This window comes from Shewanella sp. SP2S2-4 (assembly GCF_031932025.1).
In the GTDB taxonomy this organism is placed as follows: Bacteria; Pseudomonadota; Gammaproteobacteria; order Enterobacterales; family Shewanellaceae; genus Shewanella; species Shewanella baltica.
The window spans coordinates 31,735-46,628 of the sequence record NZ_JAUOER010000002.1; the positions used below are offsets into that span (position 1 = coordinate 31,735).

At 45.1% G+C, this 14,894-nt stretch carries 12 protein-coding genes and 3 tRNA genes; 4 read left to right on the forward strand and 11 right to left on the reverse strand.

Annotated features, from left to right (window positions below):
• Positions 1–144: 144 nt before the first annotated feature.
• The 8 genes from hupB to Q4Q54_RS02070 form a co-directional block, all read right to left on the reverse strand.
• Positions 145–417 (reverse strand): nucleoid-associated protein HU-beta, encoded by a 273-nt coding sequence (hupB, locus tag Q4Q54_RS02035; protein WP_006081127.1) that lies wholly within the window; start codon positions 415–417, stop codon positions 145–147.
• Between the two features lie 259 nt (positions 418–676).
• Entirely contained in the window at positions 677–3,034 is a 2,358-nt protein-coding gene (gene lon, locus Q4Q54_RS02040; protein WP_071938997.1) for an endopeptidase La, read from the reverse strand.
• A gap of 132 nt (positions 3,035–3,166) precedes the next feature.
• Positions 3,167–4,447, reverse strand: a complete 1,281-nt coding sequence (clpX, locus tag Q4Q54_RS02045) for an ATP-dependent protease ATP-binding subunit ClpX (RefSeq protein ID WP_006081125.1) — start codon at positions 4,445–4,447, stop codon at positions 3,167–3,169.
• Between the two features lie 84 nt (positions 4,448–4,531).
• A complete protein-coding gene (clpP, locus tag Q4Q54_RS02050) occupies positions 4,532–5,140 on the reverse strand; it encodes an ATP-dependent Clp endopeptidase proteolytic subunit ClpP (RefSeq protein WP_006081124.1) in 609 nt (202 codons plus the stop codon).
• Positions 5,141–5,229: 89 nt separating this feature from the next.
• Positions 5,230–6,534 carry a trigger factor gene (gene tig / locus Q4Q54_RS02055; protein ID WP_006085365.1) on the reverse strand — a complete coding sequence of 435 codons (1,305 nt, stop codon included), beginning with the start codon at positions 6,532–6,534 and terminating at the stop codon, positions 5,230–5,232.
• A 262-nt stretch (positions 6,535–6,796) separates the two neighbouring features.
• Positions 6,797–6,872: transfer RNA gene (locus Q4Q54_RS02060), tRNA-His, on the reverse strand.
• 9 nt (positions 6,873–6,881) lie between these two features.
• Positions 6,882–6,958, reverse strand: a tRNA-Arg gene (locus tag Q4Q54_RS02065).
• Between the two features lie 117 nt (positions 6,959–7,075).
• A tRNA-Pro gene (locus Q4Q54_RS02070) sits at positions 7,076–7,152 on the reverse strand.
• A gap of 268 nt (positions 7,153–7,420) precedes the next feature.
• On the opposite strand from Q4Q54_RS02070, the gene folD reads away from it, so the two are divergent.
• Positions 7,421–8,275: a bifunctional methylenetetrahydrofolate dehydrogenase/methenyltetrahydrofolate cyclohydrolase FolD gene (gene folD, locus Q4Q54_RS02075; RefSeq protein ID WP_311987503.1), complete on the forward strand. Its 855-nt coding sequence runs from the start codon at positions 7,421–7,423 to the stop codon at positions 8,273–8,275.
• Between the two features lie 95 nt (positions 8,276–8,370).
• Here the strand turns inward: folD and cysS are convergent, their stop codons facing one another.
• Complete coding sequence (gene cysS / locus Q4Q54_RS02080; protein WP_006081121.1) at positions 8,371–9,750, reverse strand: cysteine--tRNA ligase; 1,380 nt, start codon at positions 9,748–9,750, stop codon at positions 8,371–8,373.
• A 140-nt stretch (positions 9,751–9,890) separates the two neighbouring features.
• On the opposite strand from cysS, the gene Q4Q54_RS02085 reads away from it, so the two are divergent.
• Together Q4Q54_RS02085 and Q4Q54_RS02090 are read left to right on the forward strand one after the other, a co-directional pair.
• Entirely contained in the window at positions 9,891–10,385 is a 495-nt protein-coding gene (locus tag Q4Q54_RS02085) for a peptidylprolyl isomerase (protein ID WP_006081120.1), read from the forward strand.
• Positions 10,386–10,394: 9 nt separating this feature from the next.
• Entirely contained in the window at positions 10,395–11,117 is a 723-nt protein-coding gene (locus Q4Q54_RS02090) for a UDP-2,3-diacylglucosamine diphosphatase (RefSeq protein WP_311987505.1), read from the forward strand.
• Between the two features lie 126 nt (positions 11,118–11,243).
• On the opposite strand, the gene miaE is transcribed toward Q4Q54_RS02090, so the two are convergent.
• Positions 11,244–12,014, reverse strand: coding sequence for a tRNA isopentenyl-2-thiomethyl-A-37 hydroxylase MiaE (miaE, locus tag Q4Q54_RS02095; RefSeq protein WP_259507622.1), 771 nt, complete (start codon positions 12,012–12,014; stop codon positions 11,244–11,246).
• Between the two features lie 283 nt (positions 12,015–12,297).
• Here miaE and Q4Q54_RS02100 point away from each other — a divergent pair, with 283 nt between their 5' ends.
• Positions 12,298–12,894 carry a Yip1 family protein gene (locus Q4Q54_RS02100; RefSeq protein WP_311899938.1) on the forward strand — a complete coding sequence of 199 codons (597 nt, stop codon included), beginning with the start codon at positions 12,298–12,300 and terminating at the stop codon, positions 12,892–12,894.
• 197 nt (positions 12,895–13,091) lie between these two features.
• Here the strand turns inward: Q4Q54_RS02100 and glnS are convergent, their stop codons facing one another.
• Positions 13,092–14,762 carry a glutamine--tRNA ligase gene (gene glnS / locus Q4Q54_RS02105; protein WP_311899940.1) on the reverse strand — a complete coding sequence of 557 codons (1,671 nt, stop codon included), beginning with the start codon at positions 14,760–14,762 and terminating at the stop codon, positions 13,092–13,094.
• Positions 14,763–14,894: the final 132 nt, after the last annotated feature.

Consider the following 14,894-nt stretch of genomic DNA (forward strand, 5'->3'; position numbering starts at 1 on the left):
TTCAGACGCTACCACTGGTAAATTCTAAAACCCCGAGTAATGGTAGAAATTAAGCTTCATATTCCATTACTTTCAATTCGTAAAAAGCACTGATAAACAGTGCTTGTCATTACGAATGCCTTACAAAGGCTACGATATTAATGATTAATTAACAGCGTCTTTCAGTGCTTTACCAGCTTTGAATGCTGGAATTTTAGCTGCTGCGATTTTGATTTCTTCACCCGTTTGTGGGTTGCGACCAGTACGCTCAGCGCGTTCACGCACTTCAAAAGTACCAAAACCAACAAGAGAAATTTTATCACCTTCTTTCAGACCTTCGGTCACAGCAGCGATAAAAGAATCCAGTGCACGGCCGGCAGCGGCTTTAGAAATGTCAGCACCAGATGCGATTTTCTCGATTAGTTCAGATTTGTTCATGTCATCCCCTTGAATGTAATTTTTTTGCGCCGCAACCAAATCCGTCTCTAGAGCGGTCTGCGGAGGCTTTTATAACAAGCTTGAATTCAAAGTTCAAGCTGAGTTCGAAAACCAAAGAAATAAAACTGGATACAGCTCAAAGCCAGTTGCGCCAAGGGCTTGGAGCAGCTGGCTCTCCACAGACCTAGGCTACCACAGGTCTACGCTTTGTTAAGCCCCTTTTTTCATTTTTTTTAACGTGATAGCGCAATTTCTTGCGTTATGCCAAGTTTTTAACCACTTCGAAGCCTTCAACCGGTCTTTCTAGGGCCAGTTTTAACACTTCATCGACCCAACGCACGGGACGAATTTCTAAATCGGCAATCACATTGGCAGGAATTTCTTCCAGATCACGCTCGTTTTCTTTTGGTATAAGCACTAATTTTATGCCGCCGCGGTGTGCTGCAAGCAGTTTTTCTTTTAAACCACCGATAGGTAACACTTCACCACGTAAGGTTATTTCACCTGTCATGGCCACGTCGCTACGCACTGGGTTACCCGTTAAGCTGGATACTAAAGCGGTACACATAGCCGCACCAGCTGATGGACCATCTTTTGGCGTTGCACCTTCTGGCACATGCACATGGATATCACGCTTCTCGTAGAAATCCGCATTGATGCCTAATTGTTCCGCACGGGCGCGAACAACGGTCATAGCCGCTTGAATCGACTCTTGCATCACGTCGCCAAGGGAACCGGTATAAGTTAACTTACCTTTACCAGGCACTGACGTTGCTTCAATCGTTAGCAGATCACCGCCTACTTGTGTCCACGCTAAGCCTGTCACTTGACCGATTTGGTTCTTCGACTCGGCTTTGCCGTAATCGAAGCGCTGCACGCCAAGGAATGACTTAAGATTCTCTTGATTCACAGTGACAGATTTTACTGATTTATCGAGCAAAATCATTTTCACGACTTTACGGCAAATCTTAGACAATTCACGCTCAAGCGAACGCACGCCCGCTTCACGGGTGTAATAGCGGATAATGCCAACGATAGCGCTATCCTCTACTTTAATTTCAGCCGCTTTTAAGCCGTTGCGCTCAATTTGCTTATTCAGCAAATGTTGCTTAGCAATATTCAGCTTCTCGTCTTCGGTGTAACCCGACAAACGGATCACTTCCATACGGTCAAGTAGTGGCCCAGGAATGTCCATAGAGTTAGACGTTGCCACAAACATCACATCGGATAAGTCGTAATCGACTTCGAGGTAATGATCGTTAAAGGTCGCATTTTGTTCAGGATCTAACACTTCTAATAAAGCAGAAGCCGGATCGCCGCGCATGTCTGAACTCATCTTGTCGATTTCATCGAGCAAAAATAACGGGTTTTTCACGCCGACTTTGGCCATCTTTTGAATGACTTTACCTGGCATAGACCCAATGTAAGTACGGCGATGACCACGGATTTCCGCTTCATCACGCACGCCGCCTAAGGCAACACGCACATACTTACGACCGGTCGCCTTAGCGATCGATTGTCCCAAGGAAGTTTTACCCACACCTGGAGGTCCAACGAGACACAGGATTGGTCCTTTAAGCTGACGCACTCGGCTTTGGACTGCCAAATATTCCAAGATACGTTCTTTAACTTTTTCCAGACCAAAATGATCGGTATCGAGCACTTCTTGGGCTTTCGCTAAATCACGTTTGATTTTAGAGCGTTGGCTCCAAGGCACTGACGTCATCCAATCCACATAGCTGCGAACAACTGTGGCTTCTGCCGACATTGGCGACATCATACGTAGCTTGTTAAGCTCAGCCAGGGCTTTTTCTTTCGCCTCGGCGGGCATGTTAGCCTCTTCAATCTTACGATTTAAGGCTTCAAACTCGTCATGGCCTTCGTCTAAGTCACCCAGTTCTTTCTGGATGGCTTTCATCTGTTCGTTCAGATAGTACTCACGCTGACTTTTTTCCATCTGTTTTTTAACGCGGGTACGGATACGTTTCTCAACCTGCAATAGGTCGATCTCCGATTCCATCATCGCCATTAAATATTCCAGACGCTCGCCAACATTGATCATCTCAAGCACAGATTGCTTATCTTCAAGCTTAAGTGGCATGTGTGCAGCCATAGTATCTGCCAGACGCGCCGCTTCATCGATACCCGATAAAGAGGTCAAGACTTCTGGCGGGATCTTTTTGTTCAGCTTGATATAACCTTCAAACTGACCAATAGCACTGCGCACTAACACTTCTTCTTCTTTGTCTTCCAGCGGTTCTGATTCCAGATACTCAGCCTTAGCCACAAAGAATTCTGTTTCTTGGGTGTAACGGGTAATACGGGCGCGACGACCGCCTTCTACCAACACTTTGACTGTGCCGTCTGGCAGCTTAAGTAACTGTAAAATAGAGGCAACCGTACCCACTTCGAAGATGTCATCTTTTGATGGTTCATCGAGTTCGGCATCACGCTGCGCCACTAAAATAATTTGCTTATCCTGCGCCATTGCGGTTTCGAGACATCGAATAGATTTTTCTCGTCCGACAAATAACGGAATTACCATATGGGGATAGACCACCACATCTCGCAGTGGCAGCACGGGGAGTTCGATATGCGCTTCACGCTCTTGGGTCATAGTTCGATTCCGCTTTGGTGAAATGGATTAATACTGGAGTATATTGGGACGCTTTATTGAGTTTCAATGGCTAATACGAAAAAAGGAGTCCATTGGACTCCTTGTTTTTCAGTTTATTAGCAATCAGTACAATTATTGCTCGCCAGAGGCTGCTTGGGCTTCATTGTGCTCATAAATCAGGATAGGTGCAGATTCACCTTTCACCACTGATTCATCGACAACGGCCTTCACAACACCATCGACTGAAGGAATATCGTACATAGTATCCAGTAGAATACTTTCAACGATTGAGCGTAAACCACGGGCACCTGTCTTACGTGACATCGCCTTGTGGGCTATCGCTTTAAGTGCATCTTCGCGGAACTCAAGCTCGACGCCTTCCATCTCAAATAACGCACTGTACTGCTTAGTCAGGGCATTTTTAGGTTGAGATAAAATTTGCACTAGGGCTTCTTCATCCAGCTCAGTCAGAGTCGCAACCACTGGCAGACGGCCGATAAACTCAGGAATTAAGCCATATTTGACCAAATCGCCAGGTTCAACTTGAGTTAAGGTTTCAGAAATCGTCGCCTTTTCTTTTTCGCCTTTTACCTGAGCACCGAAACCAATACCCGAACCAACGTGTGCACGTTGCTCAATCACTTTCTCAAGCCCTGCAAACGCACCGCCACAGATAAACAGGATCTTAGAAGTATCGACTTGTAAGAATTCTTGCTGTGGATGCTTACGGCCACCTTGTGGTGGAACCGCGGCAACAGTACCTTCAATCAGCTTAAGCAGCGCTTGCTGCACGCCCTCACCCGATACGTCACGGGTGATCGATGGATTGTCTGACTTACGGCTAATTTTATCAATTTCATCGATATAAACGATACCACGCTGCGCTTTCTCTACATCGTAGTCGCACTTTTGCAGCAACTTTTGAATGATGTTTTCAACGTCTTCACCCACATAACCCGCTTCAGTCAGTGTCGTGGCATCGGCCATAGTGAAAGGTACATTGAGTGAGCGCGCAAGGGTTTCAGCCAACAGCGTCTTACCACTACCCGTTGGACCGATAAGTAAAATGTTACTCTTACCCAGCTCGATACCATCTTTAGGCGACGCATTTTTCAAACGCTTATAGTGGTTATACACTGCCACAGACAGCACTTTCTTCGCCCTGTCTTGGCCAATCACATAATCGTCTAAATGTGCACGCAACTCATGTGGTGTCGGTAACTTATCGCTATCGCGCTTTGGAGAGATTTCTTTAATCTCTTCGCGAATGATGTCGTTACATAACTCAACACATTCGTCGCATACATACACTGATGGGCCAGCAATGAGTTTTCTGACTTCATGCTGGCTCTTTCCGCAAAAAGAGCAGTACAGCAATTTACCGCTGTCACCATTATTTTTGTTGTCGCCCATTAATTACCTCATTTGCAGTCTGCTCTACTGCCTGTCTTAAATTTGCTTAACCTTTACAGAGCATAGCTCAGTCAAAAGCAAAAATCAGCCGCGTTTCGTCATCACAGAGTCAACTAAGCCATATTCGACGGCTTGAGTCGCGCTCATGAAGTTGTCACGATCGGTATCGCGTTCAACCACTTCGAGCGGTTGGCCAGTGTGCTCGGCTAACATTTGGTTAAGCTTATTCTTAATGCCTAAGATTTCTTTGGCATGGATAGCGATGTCAGAAGCTTGACCTTGGAAACCACCCAGTGGTTGATGGATCATCACACGAGAGTTTGGTAAACAGTGACGTTTGCCCTTCTCACCACCGGCTAATAAGAAAGCGCCCATGCTGGCCGCTTGGCCGATACAGACAGTGCTAACATTCGGTTTGATAAACTGCATGGTATCATAAATCGCCATGCCTGCGGTGACTGAGCCACCTGGAGAGTTAATGTATAAAAAGATATCTTTATCTGGGCTTTCTGATTCTAAGAATAATAGTTGCGCCACGATAAGGTTTGCCATGTGTTCTTCAACTTGACCTACCAAAAAGATAATCCGCTCTTTCAACAAACGAGAATAAATATCGTATGAGCGTTCACCCTTAGCAGTCTGTTCGATCACCATAGGCACTAAAGCACTTTGTATGTCTGACGCATTATGCATTATTCACTTCCCTAAATAAAAATGGCTCGCATGAGGAGCCTCATACGAGCCATTATAAATGGCGAACAGCTAATCAAGTCAAGCTTAGCTTATGCGCGACCAGTAGCCTTGTTCATAAATTCTTCAAAAGCGACTTCTTTTTCGGTCACTTTGGCAGATTTCAACAGTGCTTCAACTGCTTGCTCTTCTAAAGCAACGTTGCGCATGTTTTGCATCAGCTCTTTGTTGCTGTTGTAATAAGCAACAACTTCACTTGGATCTTCGTAGGCAGAAGCCATAGAAGCGATCAAACCTTGTACGCGTTCGTCTTCTGCTTTCAGTTCGTTAGTCTTGATGACTTCGCCTAATAACAGACCGATTTTAACGCGACGTGCAGCTTGTTCAGTGAACAATTCAGCTGGCAGTTCAGGCATGTTGGCCGTTTGATTGCCAAAACGTTGCATTGCTTGTTGACGCAGTACGTTAACTTCGCCATCGATCAGTGCTTTTGGCAAAGTGATGTCGTTGTTCGCTAACAGACCGTTGATCACTTGCTCTTTAACGTTAGCTTTTAACGCTTGCTCAAGTTCACGGTTCATGTTTTTACGGATTTCAGCTTTAAGGGCTTCTAAGCCACCTTCGCTGATACCGAACAGAGCAGCAAACTCATCGTTTACTTCTGGCAGGTTAGCTGCTTGAACTTCAGTCAGCGTGATCGCGAACTTAGCGGCTTTACCTTTCAGGTTTTCAGCGTGATATTCTTCTGGGAAGTTCACGTCGATAACAAATTCTTCACCCGCTTTGTGACCTAAGATACCCGCTTCAAAACCAGGGATCATACGGCCGCTGCCTAATTGCAGTTCGAAATCGTCAGCTTTGCCGCCTTCAAATTCTTCACCATCAACTGAGCCAACAAAGTTCATTTTCACTTTGTCGCCATCGGCAGCTTCACGTTCAACAGCAGCGAAAGTTGCGTGTTGTTTACGTAGCGTTTCAATCATAGTGTCAACGTCAGCGTCAGTCACTTCAGCTTTTGGTTGTTCTACTTCGATTGCATCTAAGCCTTTCAGCTCAACTTCTGGATAGATTTCAAAGGTAGCGATAAATTCGAACTTTTCGCCATCAGTTGAACCTGGAACAAAAGTCGGTGCACCGGCTGGGTTTAACTTCTCAGCAATAATTGCTTCGATGAAGTTACGTTGCATCACTTCACCCATGATGTCTTGACGAATCGCTGCGCCGTAACGTTTGTTAATTACAGTAATAGGCACTTTACCAGGACGGAAACCTGGGATACGAGCACGCTTAGCTTCACGTTGTAAACTGTCTTTAACCAGCTTTTCAATTTGTTCAGCAGGAACAGAAATGGTCAGGCGACGCTCTAGGCCTTGGGTTGCTTCAACAGAAACTTGCATTGTTTTACCTCGAAATTTGTCTAACGTCCTTTGTAATAGCCGATTCATCAACTATTCAGGTATTCGTTTCTTGATCATTAAATTTGACTACAATGCCCACCACTACTGGCTTTAGGCACAGGTCGCTCATAGTTGATATCTATCAAGACGCGACATTATAGCCACCGTTTTCTGCAGAGTCGAGCCTCAACAGCCGAATCTGGGGTATAAAAAAAGCGACACAAGGTCGCTTTTTTTAATTTGTACTCAAAGTACTAAAAAATGGGGTGACTGATGGGGCTCGAACCCACGACAACCGGAATCACAATCCGGGACTCTACCAACTGAGCTACAATCACCACTGAAACTGGTACGCCCGGCAGGATTCGAACCTGCGACCACCCGCTTAGAAGGCGGGTGCTCTATCCAACTGAGCTACGGGCGCATGGTTTACAGAACTTTCTGTATCCTAACCGATTTTGGAAAGCACTTAGCTAACCCTACCATTCACTTATTTGAGTTCAAATTATCTTTAAATTCATTGAAGCAAACAATAATAAAGTGGTCGGTGATAGAGGATTCGAACCTCTGACCCTCTGGTCCCAAACCAGATGCGCTACCGGACTGCGCTAATCACCGAAGGTCTTACATAACATTTTCAGCGCAAGATGAACACATCTGCCTGAGAACGGAGCGCATCTTATCCCCTCACTTTACAACCGTCAACGATTTTTTTATTGATTGACTCTAGGTGCTGAATTATCAGGCTAATCCGGTTTTTTTTATCCATTTGGCGACGGCTTTAACCATGACACAGTAGCTGTGCCCTGTTAAAATAGCCGCGATTGCCAATCTCTGTGTTAACTACTGTTTTAACCATCGCCCATATAAAGGATATCCTACACCCATGACAGCCCAAATAATCGACGGCAAGGCGATTGCTCAATCCATCCGCACTAAGCTCAGCGAAAAAGTCACCGCCCGCAAAGAGGCTGGACAGCGCATTCCGGGTTTAGCCGTAGTATTAGTGGGAGCCGATCCGGCATCACAGGTTTATGTTGGAAGCAAACGTAAGGCCTGTGAGGAAGTTGGATTTATTTCTCGTTCATACGATTTAGATACAAGTTGCAGTGAAGATGAGTTGCTGAGCCTTATTGATAGTCTGAATGATGATCCGACCATCGATGGCATTTTAGTACAACTGCCATTACCTGCCCATATCGAAGATTCAAAAGTCATCGAACGAATTCGCCCAGATAAAGATGTTGATGGATTTCACCCGTACAACGTTGGCCGTTTAGCCCAGCGTATTCCTGTGCTGCGCTCTTGTACGCCGATGGGCATAATGACACTCATCAAATCCACCGGCGTTGATACTTATGGTTTAGATGCTGTCGTGGTTGGTGCGTCTAATATTGTCGGTCGTCCTATGACGTTAGAATTACTGTTGGCGGGTTGCACTACGACCACTTGCCACCGTTTCACTAAGAATCTTGAGCAAAAAATTCGTATCGCAGATCTCGTGGTTGTCGCAGTCGGTAAACCCGGCTTCATTCCTGGTGAGTGGATCAAGCCCGGCGCTATCGTCATTGACGTAGGCATTAACCGTTTAGATAACGGCACCTTAGTCGGCGATGTGCAATATGACGTGGCGGCGCAAAATGCCAGCTTTATCACTCCAGTCCCCGGCGGTGTTGGTCCGATGACAATTGCGAGTCTATTGGAAAATACCTTATACGCTGCCGAGCAATATCACGACTAAGTTCTAAAGTTCTTCAGCCATAAAAAAACCTGCATGATGCAGGTTTTTTTATGGCTGAAGATTTCGTCTAGATGAGAGAAAACAACTAACTAAGCTTATTTCTTACGCCAAGTGGTACCACTTGGGCCATCTTCGAGCTCAACGCCTAACTCATTCAAACGGTTACGCGCCACATCCGCAGCAGCCCAGTCCTTTTCAGTACGAGCACGGTTACGTTCAACGATTAAAGCTTCGATTTCAGCCACTTCATCGTCACTACCGCCGCCTTGGAAGAAAGCTTCAGGCTCTTGGCTTAATAAGCCTAAAACATCCGCTAATTGCTTCAAGGTGACTGCTAATGCCGATGCCTGTGCCATATCGGTCAGTTTTAAGCGATTGATCTCACGTACCATGTCAAACAGGACTGAATAGGCTTCAGGTGTATTAAAGTCATCATCCATCGCCGCTTTAAATTTCGCGACAAACTCTTCTGCTGGCGCCGCAGCGACAGTTAAGTCGACATCTTTAATGGCCGTATACAAACGCTCTAAGGCTGAGCGAGCTTGTTTTAAGTTATCTTCTGAATAGTTCAGTTGGCTACGATAATGGCCAGATAACAGAAAATAACGCACAGTCTCAGCATCATAGTGACCAAGTACATCGCGAATGGTAAAGAAGTTGCCTAACGACTTAGACATTTTTTCACGGTCAACCATCACCATGCCAGTGTGCATCCAATAGTTCACGTATGGCGTGTCATGGGCACAGCAAGACTGGGCGATTTCGTTCTCATGGTGCGGGAACTGTAAGTCAGAGCCGCCGCCATGAATATCAAAATGCAGACCTAAATGCTTACTGTTCATGGCCGAACATTCAATATGCCAGCCAGGACGACCTGGTCCCCATGGCGATTCCCACGTTGGTTCACCAGGTTTAGACATTTTCCACAACACAAAATCCATTGGATTTTGTTTGGTTTCGTCCACTTCAACCCGAGCACCGGCTTGCAGTTGATCTAAATTCTGACCCGATAAACGGCCGTAATCAGGATAGGAAGCCACGCTGAAAAGCACATCACCATCGCTCGCCACGTAGGCATGACCACGGGCGAGTAATAACTCAACCATGTCGATGATTTCGGCAATATGCAGGGTTGCGCGCGGTTCAAAATCGGGGCGCAACATATTCAAGGCATCGAAGTCTTGATGCATTTCACCGATCAAACGCTCGGTTAAGGCTTCACAGCTTTCGTTATTCTCGTTAGCGCGCTTGATGATTTTGTCATCAACATCGGTAATATTGCGCTGAAAATTCACTTCATAACCCGCGTAACGCAGGTAGCGCACTATCATGTCAAAGGAAACAAAAGTACGGCCATGACCAATATGACAGAGATCGTATATGGTCACGCCACACACGTACATCCCGATTTTTCCGGGAGTAATCGGCTTAAATTCCTGTTTTTGGCGGGTAATACTGTTGTAAATCTTCAACATCGATATTCTCTTCAATGATACATTCAGGTGTAAAATCAAGGAGTCAGTCTACCACGGCCTGACAGGTTTTGAATACTGCACTTTGCGCGCAATCCGAGATAAGTTAGAATCGCGCCACTATTTACAGAGAGTATGAAAACATGATCACAATACACACCAATTTGGGCGACATTAAACTGCAACTGAACGCTGAAAAAGCGCCGTTAACAGTAGCAAACTTTATGAAATATGTTGACGAAGGTTTCTTCGACGGCACTATCTTCCACCGTGTGATTGACGGTTTCATGATCCAAGGTGGTGGCTTCAACGAAGACATGAGCCAAAAGCGTTGTAACGAGCCAGTGAAAAACGAAGCCAATAACGGTTTATCAAACCGTACTGGTACTGTCGCTATGGCACGTACTTCTGATCCACATTCGGCCACAGCACAGTTCTTCATTAACGTGAACGACAACACTTTCCTCGATTTCAAATCAGAAACCTCACAAGGCTGGGGCTACTGCGTATTCGGCGAAATCGTTGAAGGCATGGATATTATCGAAAAAATCAAAGCCGTTAGCACTGGCAACCGTGGCATGCATCAAGATGTGCCATTAGAAGCCATTGTGATTGAAAAAGTCAGCGTTGCGGCATAATTCCTGCGAATGCGAACTTTATTTATAGGCGATCTGCACCTGAGTGCAGATCGTCTTGATATCACCCAAGCGTTCACTCGCTTCCTCGACACTGAGCTCGATGATGCCGACGCCCTCTATATCCTAGGTGATTTGTTTGAAGTCTGGGTTGGCGATGATATTGCCTTACCTTTTGCCCTCGAACTCGCCGAAAAAATCAAGCAAGTATCACAAAAGCTGCCGGTGTATTTCATCCACGGCAACCGTGACTTTATGTTAGGCAAGCAATTTGCGCGCGCCGCAGGAATGCAAATCTTACCCGAAGTGACGTGCCTGAATTTATACGGCGTAGAGACGGTTATCTTACACGGCGACAGCTTGTGTACTTTAGATAAAGCCTACCAACGCTTTCGAAAACTGCGCAGTTTGTCACTGGCGCGTTGGCTATATGGTTGTTTATCCAAGAAAACTCGTCAGGGCATTGCCGATAAAATTCGCAGCAATAGCAAAAGCAGCAATCAGCAAAAAAGCTACACCATCATGGATGTGGAGCCCAATGCGGTCGATGCGTTATTTGCCAAGACCCACACCAAACATATGATCCACGGTCATACCCATAGACCCGCCATTCATCTACTTGCTAATGACTGTCAACGTATTGTGGTTGGCGATTGGTATGAGCAAGGGAGTGTGCTGAGTGTGAGCGCCGAAGGGATTAACTTACAGTCCTTACCCTTCGAGCATACAACTTAAGTTAGCTTGCTTTTATTGACCTTGTTTGAGGTTAAAGACGCATTATATTAACGGTTCGAGCGAACCGTTAATCGTTTTAGCTATATCGACTTAATTCATCAATTTTTAAAAAGAAGGTGCTTCAAATCAATTTGCTAGCGGCGATCCACTATGGAAACGAAACTCATCATCCTGCGCCAGAATCAACTCAGCCTCTAACTCACCAAAGTACTTTACGCGCTCGCTAATATCCTCAGGTGAAACCAACTGTGCTAATGCAAGATAATCTTGATAGTGGCGAGCTTCAGAGCGCAGCAGTGACACATAAAACTTACTCAGCTCACCGTCTAAATAGGGCGCCAACTTAGCAAAACGCTCGCACGAACGCGCCTCAATATACGCCCCCACAATCAGCTTATCCCGCAGGATATCTTTCTCATGGGTGGTTACATAGCTCATCATGCCTTTGGCATAACGGCCTGCGCGAATATTACGATACTCAATGCTGCGTTTGTGCATCAATTCCAATACTTGCTCAAAATGATGAAACTCTTCTTTAATCAAGCGGATTAAAGGTGAAACCAAATTAGCGGCAAACTTAAAGTTTGGCTTAGGCATAAGTTCGGCCACCAGCTCATTCTTTTTCACATCGCGCGCCAGAAAACTCACCACATCGTGGTCTTGCGAATAGATAAACTCTTCATAGGGTTTCGCCCACCCCAACAGAGCTCGACCACTGTCTTTATCTAACGCATATTTTCGTAGCAAAAATATCGCCGTCTGGGCCGCTTTTAACTCACAGTTACAATGATCGATAAGCAACTCATCCAAGGAATCTGATTTTATCGCGACATCAATCCAAGTTTGCGGTGTTTCACAGCGAAGAAACGCGTGGATGGGGGCAAGAAGTTGCTGCATGGACTCACTCAATATCATTCTGAATATCGCGCTATTTTACGCATATTTACTCATAAGCTATAGCATTAGGCTTCAGTAAACTTGACGTGCCGAACTTTTTGTTCAATAAATAATCTACACTCTAAAGAACTGAGATCCTGATCACACAGCTTCTCACTTCTGTATGTGTCACCAATCGGCAGTTAAAGGGACAGGACACCATTTTAACCTCGATTGTGGAGCTGTTATCAGCTCGTCTGACGTTTGGCGAGCCATTCATCAATGCTGAACAAGGATAATTATAATGATATTGAATCACTTAATGGGGCTATACACTCATCCTAAACAAGAGTGGCACACAATTGAAAAAAACCATGAGGCACTAAAAAGTAGCTTAAGTCATGTGGTACTGATCGCCTTAATCCCTGCAATTTGCAGTTATATTGCTACGGCTTATATTGGCTGGAACCCAGGCGCTGGCGATCCGATTTACCTCACACCTCAAAGCGCCATGTTTATGTCAGCTGGCATGTATTTAGGTCTGATTGCGGGCGTATTTGCCCTCGCCTATTTGGCCTATTGGATGGCAAAAACCTTCGATGCAAACCCAACCTACATCCAAGCGTTAGAACTCGCGTCCTATACCGCTACGCCATTGTTCATGGTCGGTTTAGCTGCGTTGTATCCAGTGCTGTGGTTTATCATGATAGTGGGATTGATTGGTTTGGCTTACTCAGTGTACTTACTGTACGCGGGTGTGCCGATCATTATGAATATCCCTGAAGAGAAAGGCTTTATCTACGCCAGTTCTATGGTGACCGCAGGTTTAGTGCTGTTAGTAGGGCTAATGGCAACCAGCGTTATCTTATGGAGCCTAGGCTTTGGTCCTATGTATCAATAACCAGTCGAATTAACTGTCACTCACACCAGCCAATAGCTTTATCGCTGATTCATAAAATAAAAAAGAAGGCCTAAAGGCCTTCTTTTTTGGGTCTGATTAATGATCAGAACAACTTAGCTTAATTCAAGTTAGCTTCGTTGAGTTGAACTGTTTGACTCATTTCATCAAACCAATTCAATCAAGCTAATTCTATTAAATCATTCGAAAGAATCACGCAGCGCTACAGTTAAGTTAAACACTAAATTATCCGCTGACGAATCTTTGCTGTCAGCACAGAAATAACCTTCACGCTCAAACTGATAAGCTTTTTCTGCTGGCGCATTCACTAGGCTTGCTTCAGCAAAACCGTGCACTACCACTAAGGATTCAGGGTTTAATACTTCGTCCACAGTCTCTGCCGCAGCAGGATTAGGATCGGTAAATAAACGCTGATAGAGACGGAATTCAGCTGGTTTAGCAGTAGATGCCTCAACCCAATGGATCACACCTTTAACTTTACGGCCATCAGCAGGATTTTTACCTAAGGTTTCAGGATCATAAGTGCAGTAAACCGTCGTGATATTGCCTTCGCTGTCTTTGTCACAACGCTCAGCTTTAATCACATAGGCATTACGTAAACGCACTTCCTTACCTGCTACCAAACGTTTGTATTGTTTGTTGGCTTCTTCTCTAAAGTCAGCCACATCAATCAATATTTCACGGCCAAAGGCTAATTCACGCGTCCCCATTCTCTCATCATTTGGATGAGCGGCCGCTTGAATGTACTCAAGTTCACTTTCAGCATAGTTTTCAATGATCACTTTCAATGGACGTAATACGGCCATCGCACGCGGTGCATGTTCGTTCAGTTCTTCACGAATACACGCATCTAACATGCCAACTTCAATCATATTCTCTTGCTTAGTCACGCCGATACGTTGGCAAAACTCGCGAATTGACGCAGGCGTGTAACCACGGCGACGTAGACCAGCAATCGTTGGCATACGTGGGTCGTCCCAACCTGACACTAATTTGCGAGTCACAAGGTCGTTTAGCTTACGCTTAGACATTAAGGTATATTCAAGATTTAAGCGTGAAAACTCGTATTGACGAGTACGATTCGGCGCTTGAAAATCATTCAAATTATCCAACACCCAGTCGTATAAACGACGGTTGTCTTGGAACTCTAAAGTACATAAAGAGTGGGTAATATGTTCTAACGCATCAGAAATACAGTGGGTAAAGTCGTACATTGGGTAAATGCACCACTTGTCACCCGTTTGGTGGTGATGGGCAAAACGAATACGGTAGATGATAGGATCGCGCATACACATGAATGGCGACGCCATATCAATTTTTGCACGCAGCGCACACTCACCTTCTTTAAAACCACCGTCGCGCATCTTAGCGAATAAGGCGAGGTTCTCTTCGACTGATGTGTCGCGGAAAGGACTGTTTTTACCTGGCTCTTTTAACGTGCCACGGTATTCGCGAGTTTCATCAGCATTCAAGAAACACACATAAGCCAAACCTTTGTTGATCAGTTCAACTGCATATTGATGTAACTGATCAAAATAGTTTGATGAATAGCGTACATCGCCATCCCACTGGAATCCAAGCCAACGCACATCCGCCTGAATAGAATTAACATAATCAATGTCTTCTTTTTCAGGATTAGTATCGTCAAAACGTAAATTACACAGACCATTATAGTCTCGCGCTATCCCAAAATTTAAGCAGATAGATTTAGCATGACCAATATGAAGATAGCCATTCGGTTCCGGCGGGAAACGAGTCTGTACACTCGTGTGCTTACCGCTTTGTAAATCTTCATCTATGATATTACGAATAAAGTTACTCGGACGTACTTCAGTGTCCACATGACTCATGGAATTCCTCTTTGCGAACAATGGCAATTTTAAGAAAACCAGCATGATCCTACAGATCACTACTAGTTACAATGCCTAGTGCTAAAAACTATGGTTTTTGACCGGCTGGGTTATAGCCGCGATAGTAAAACA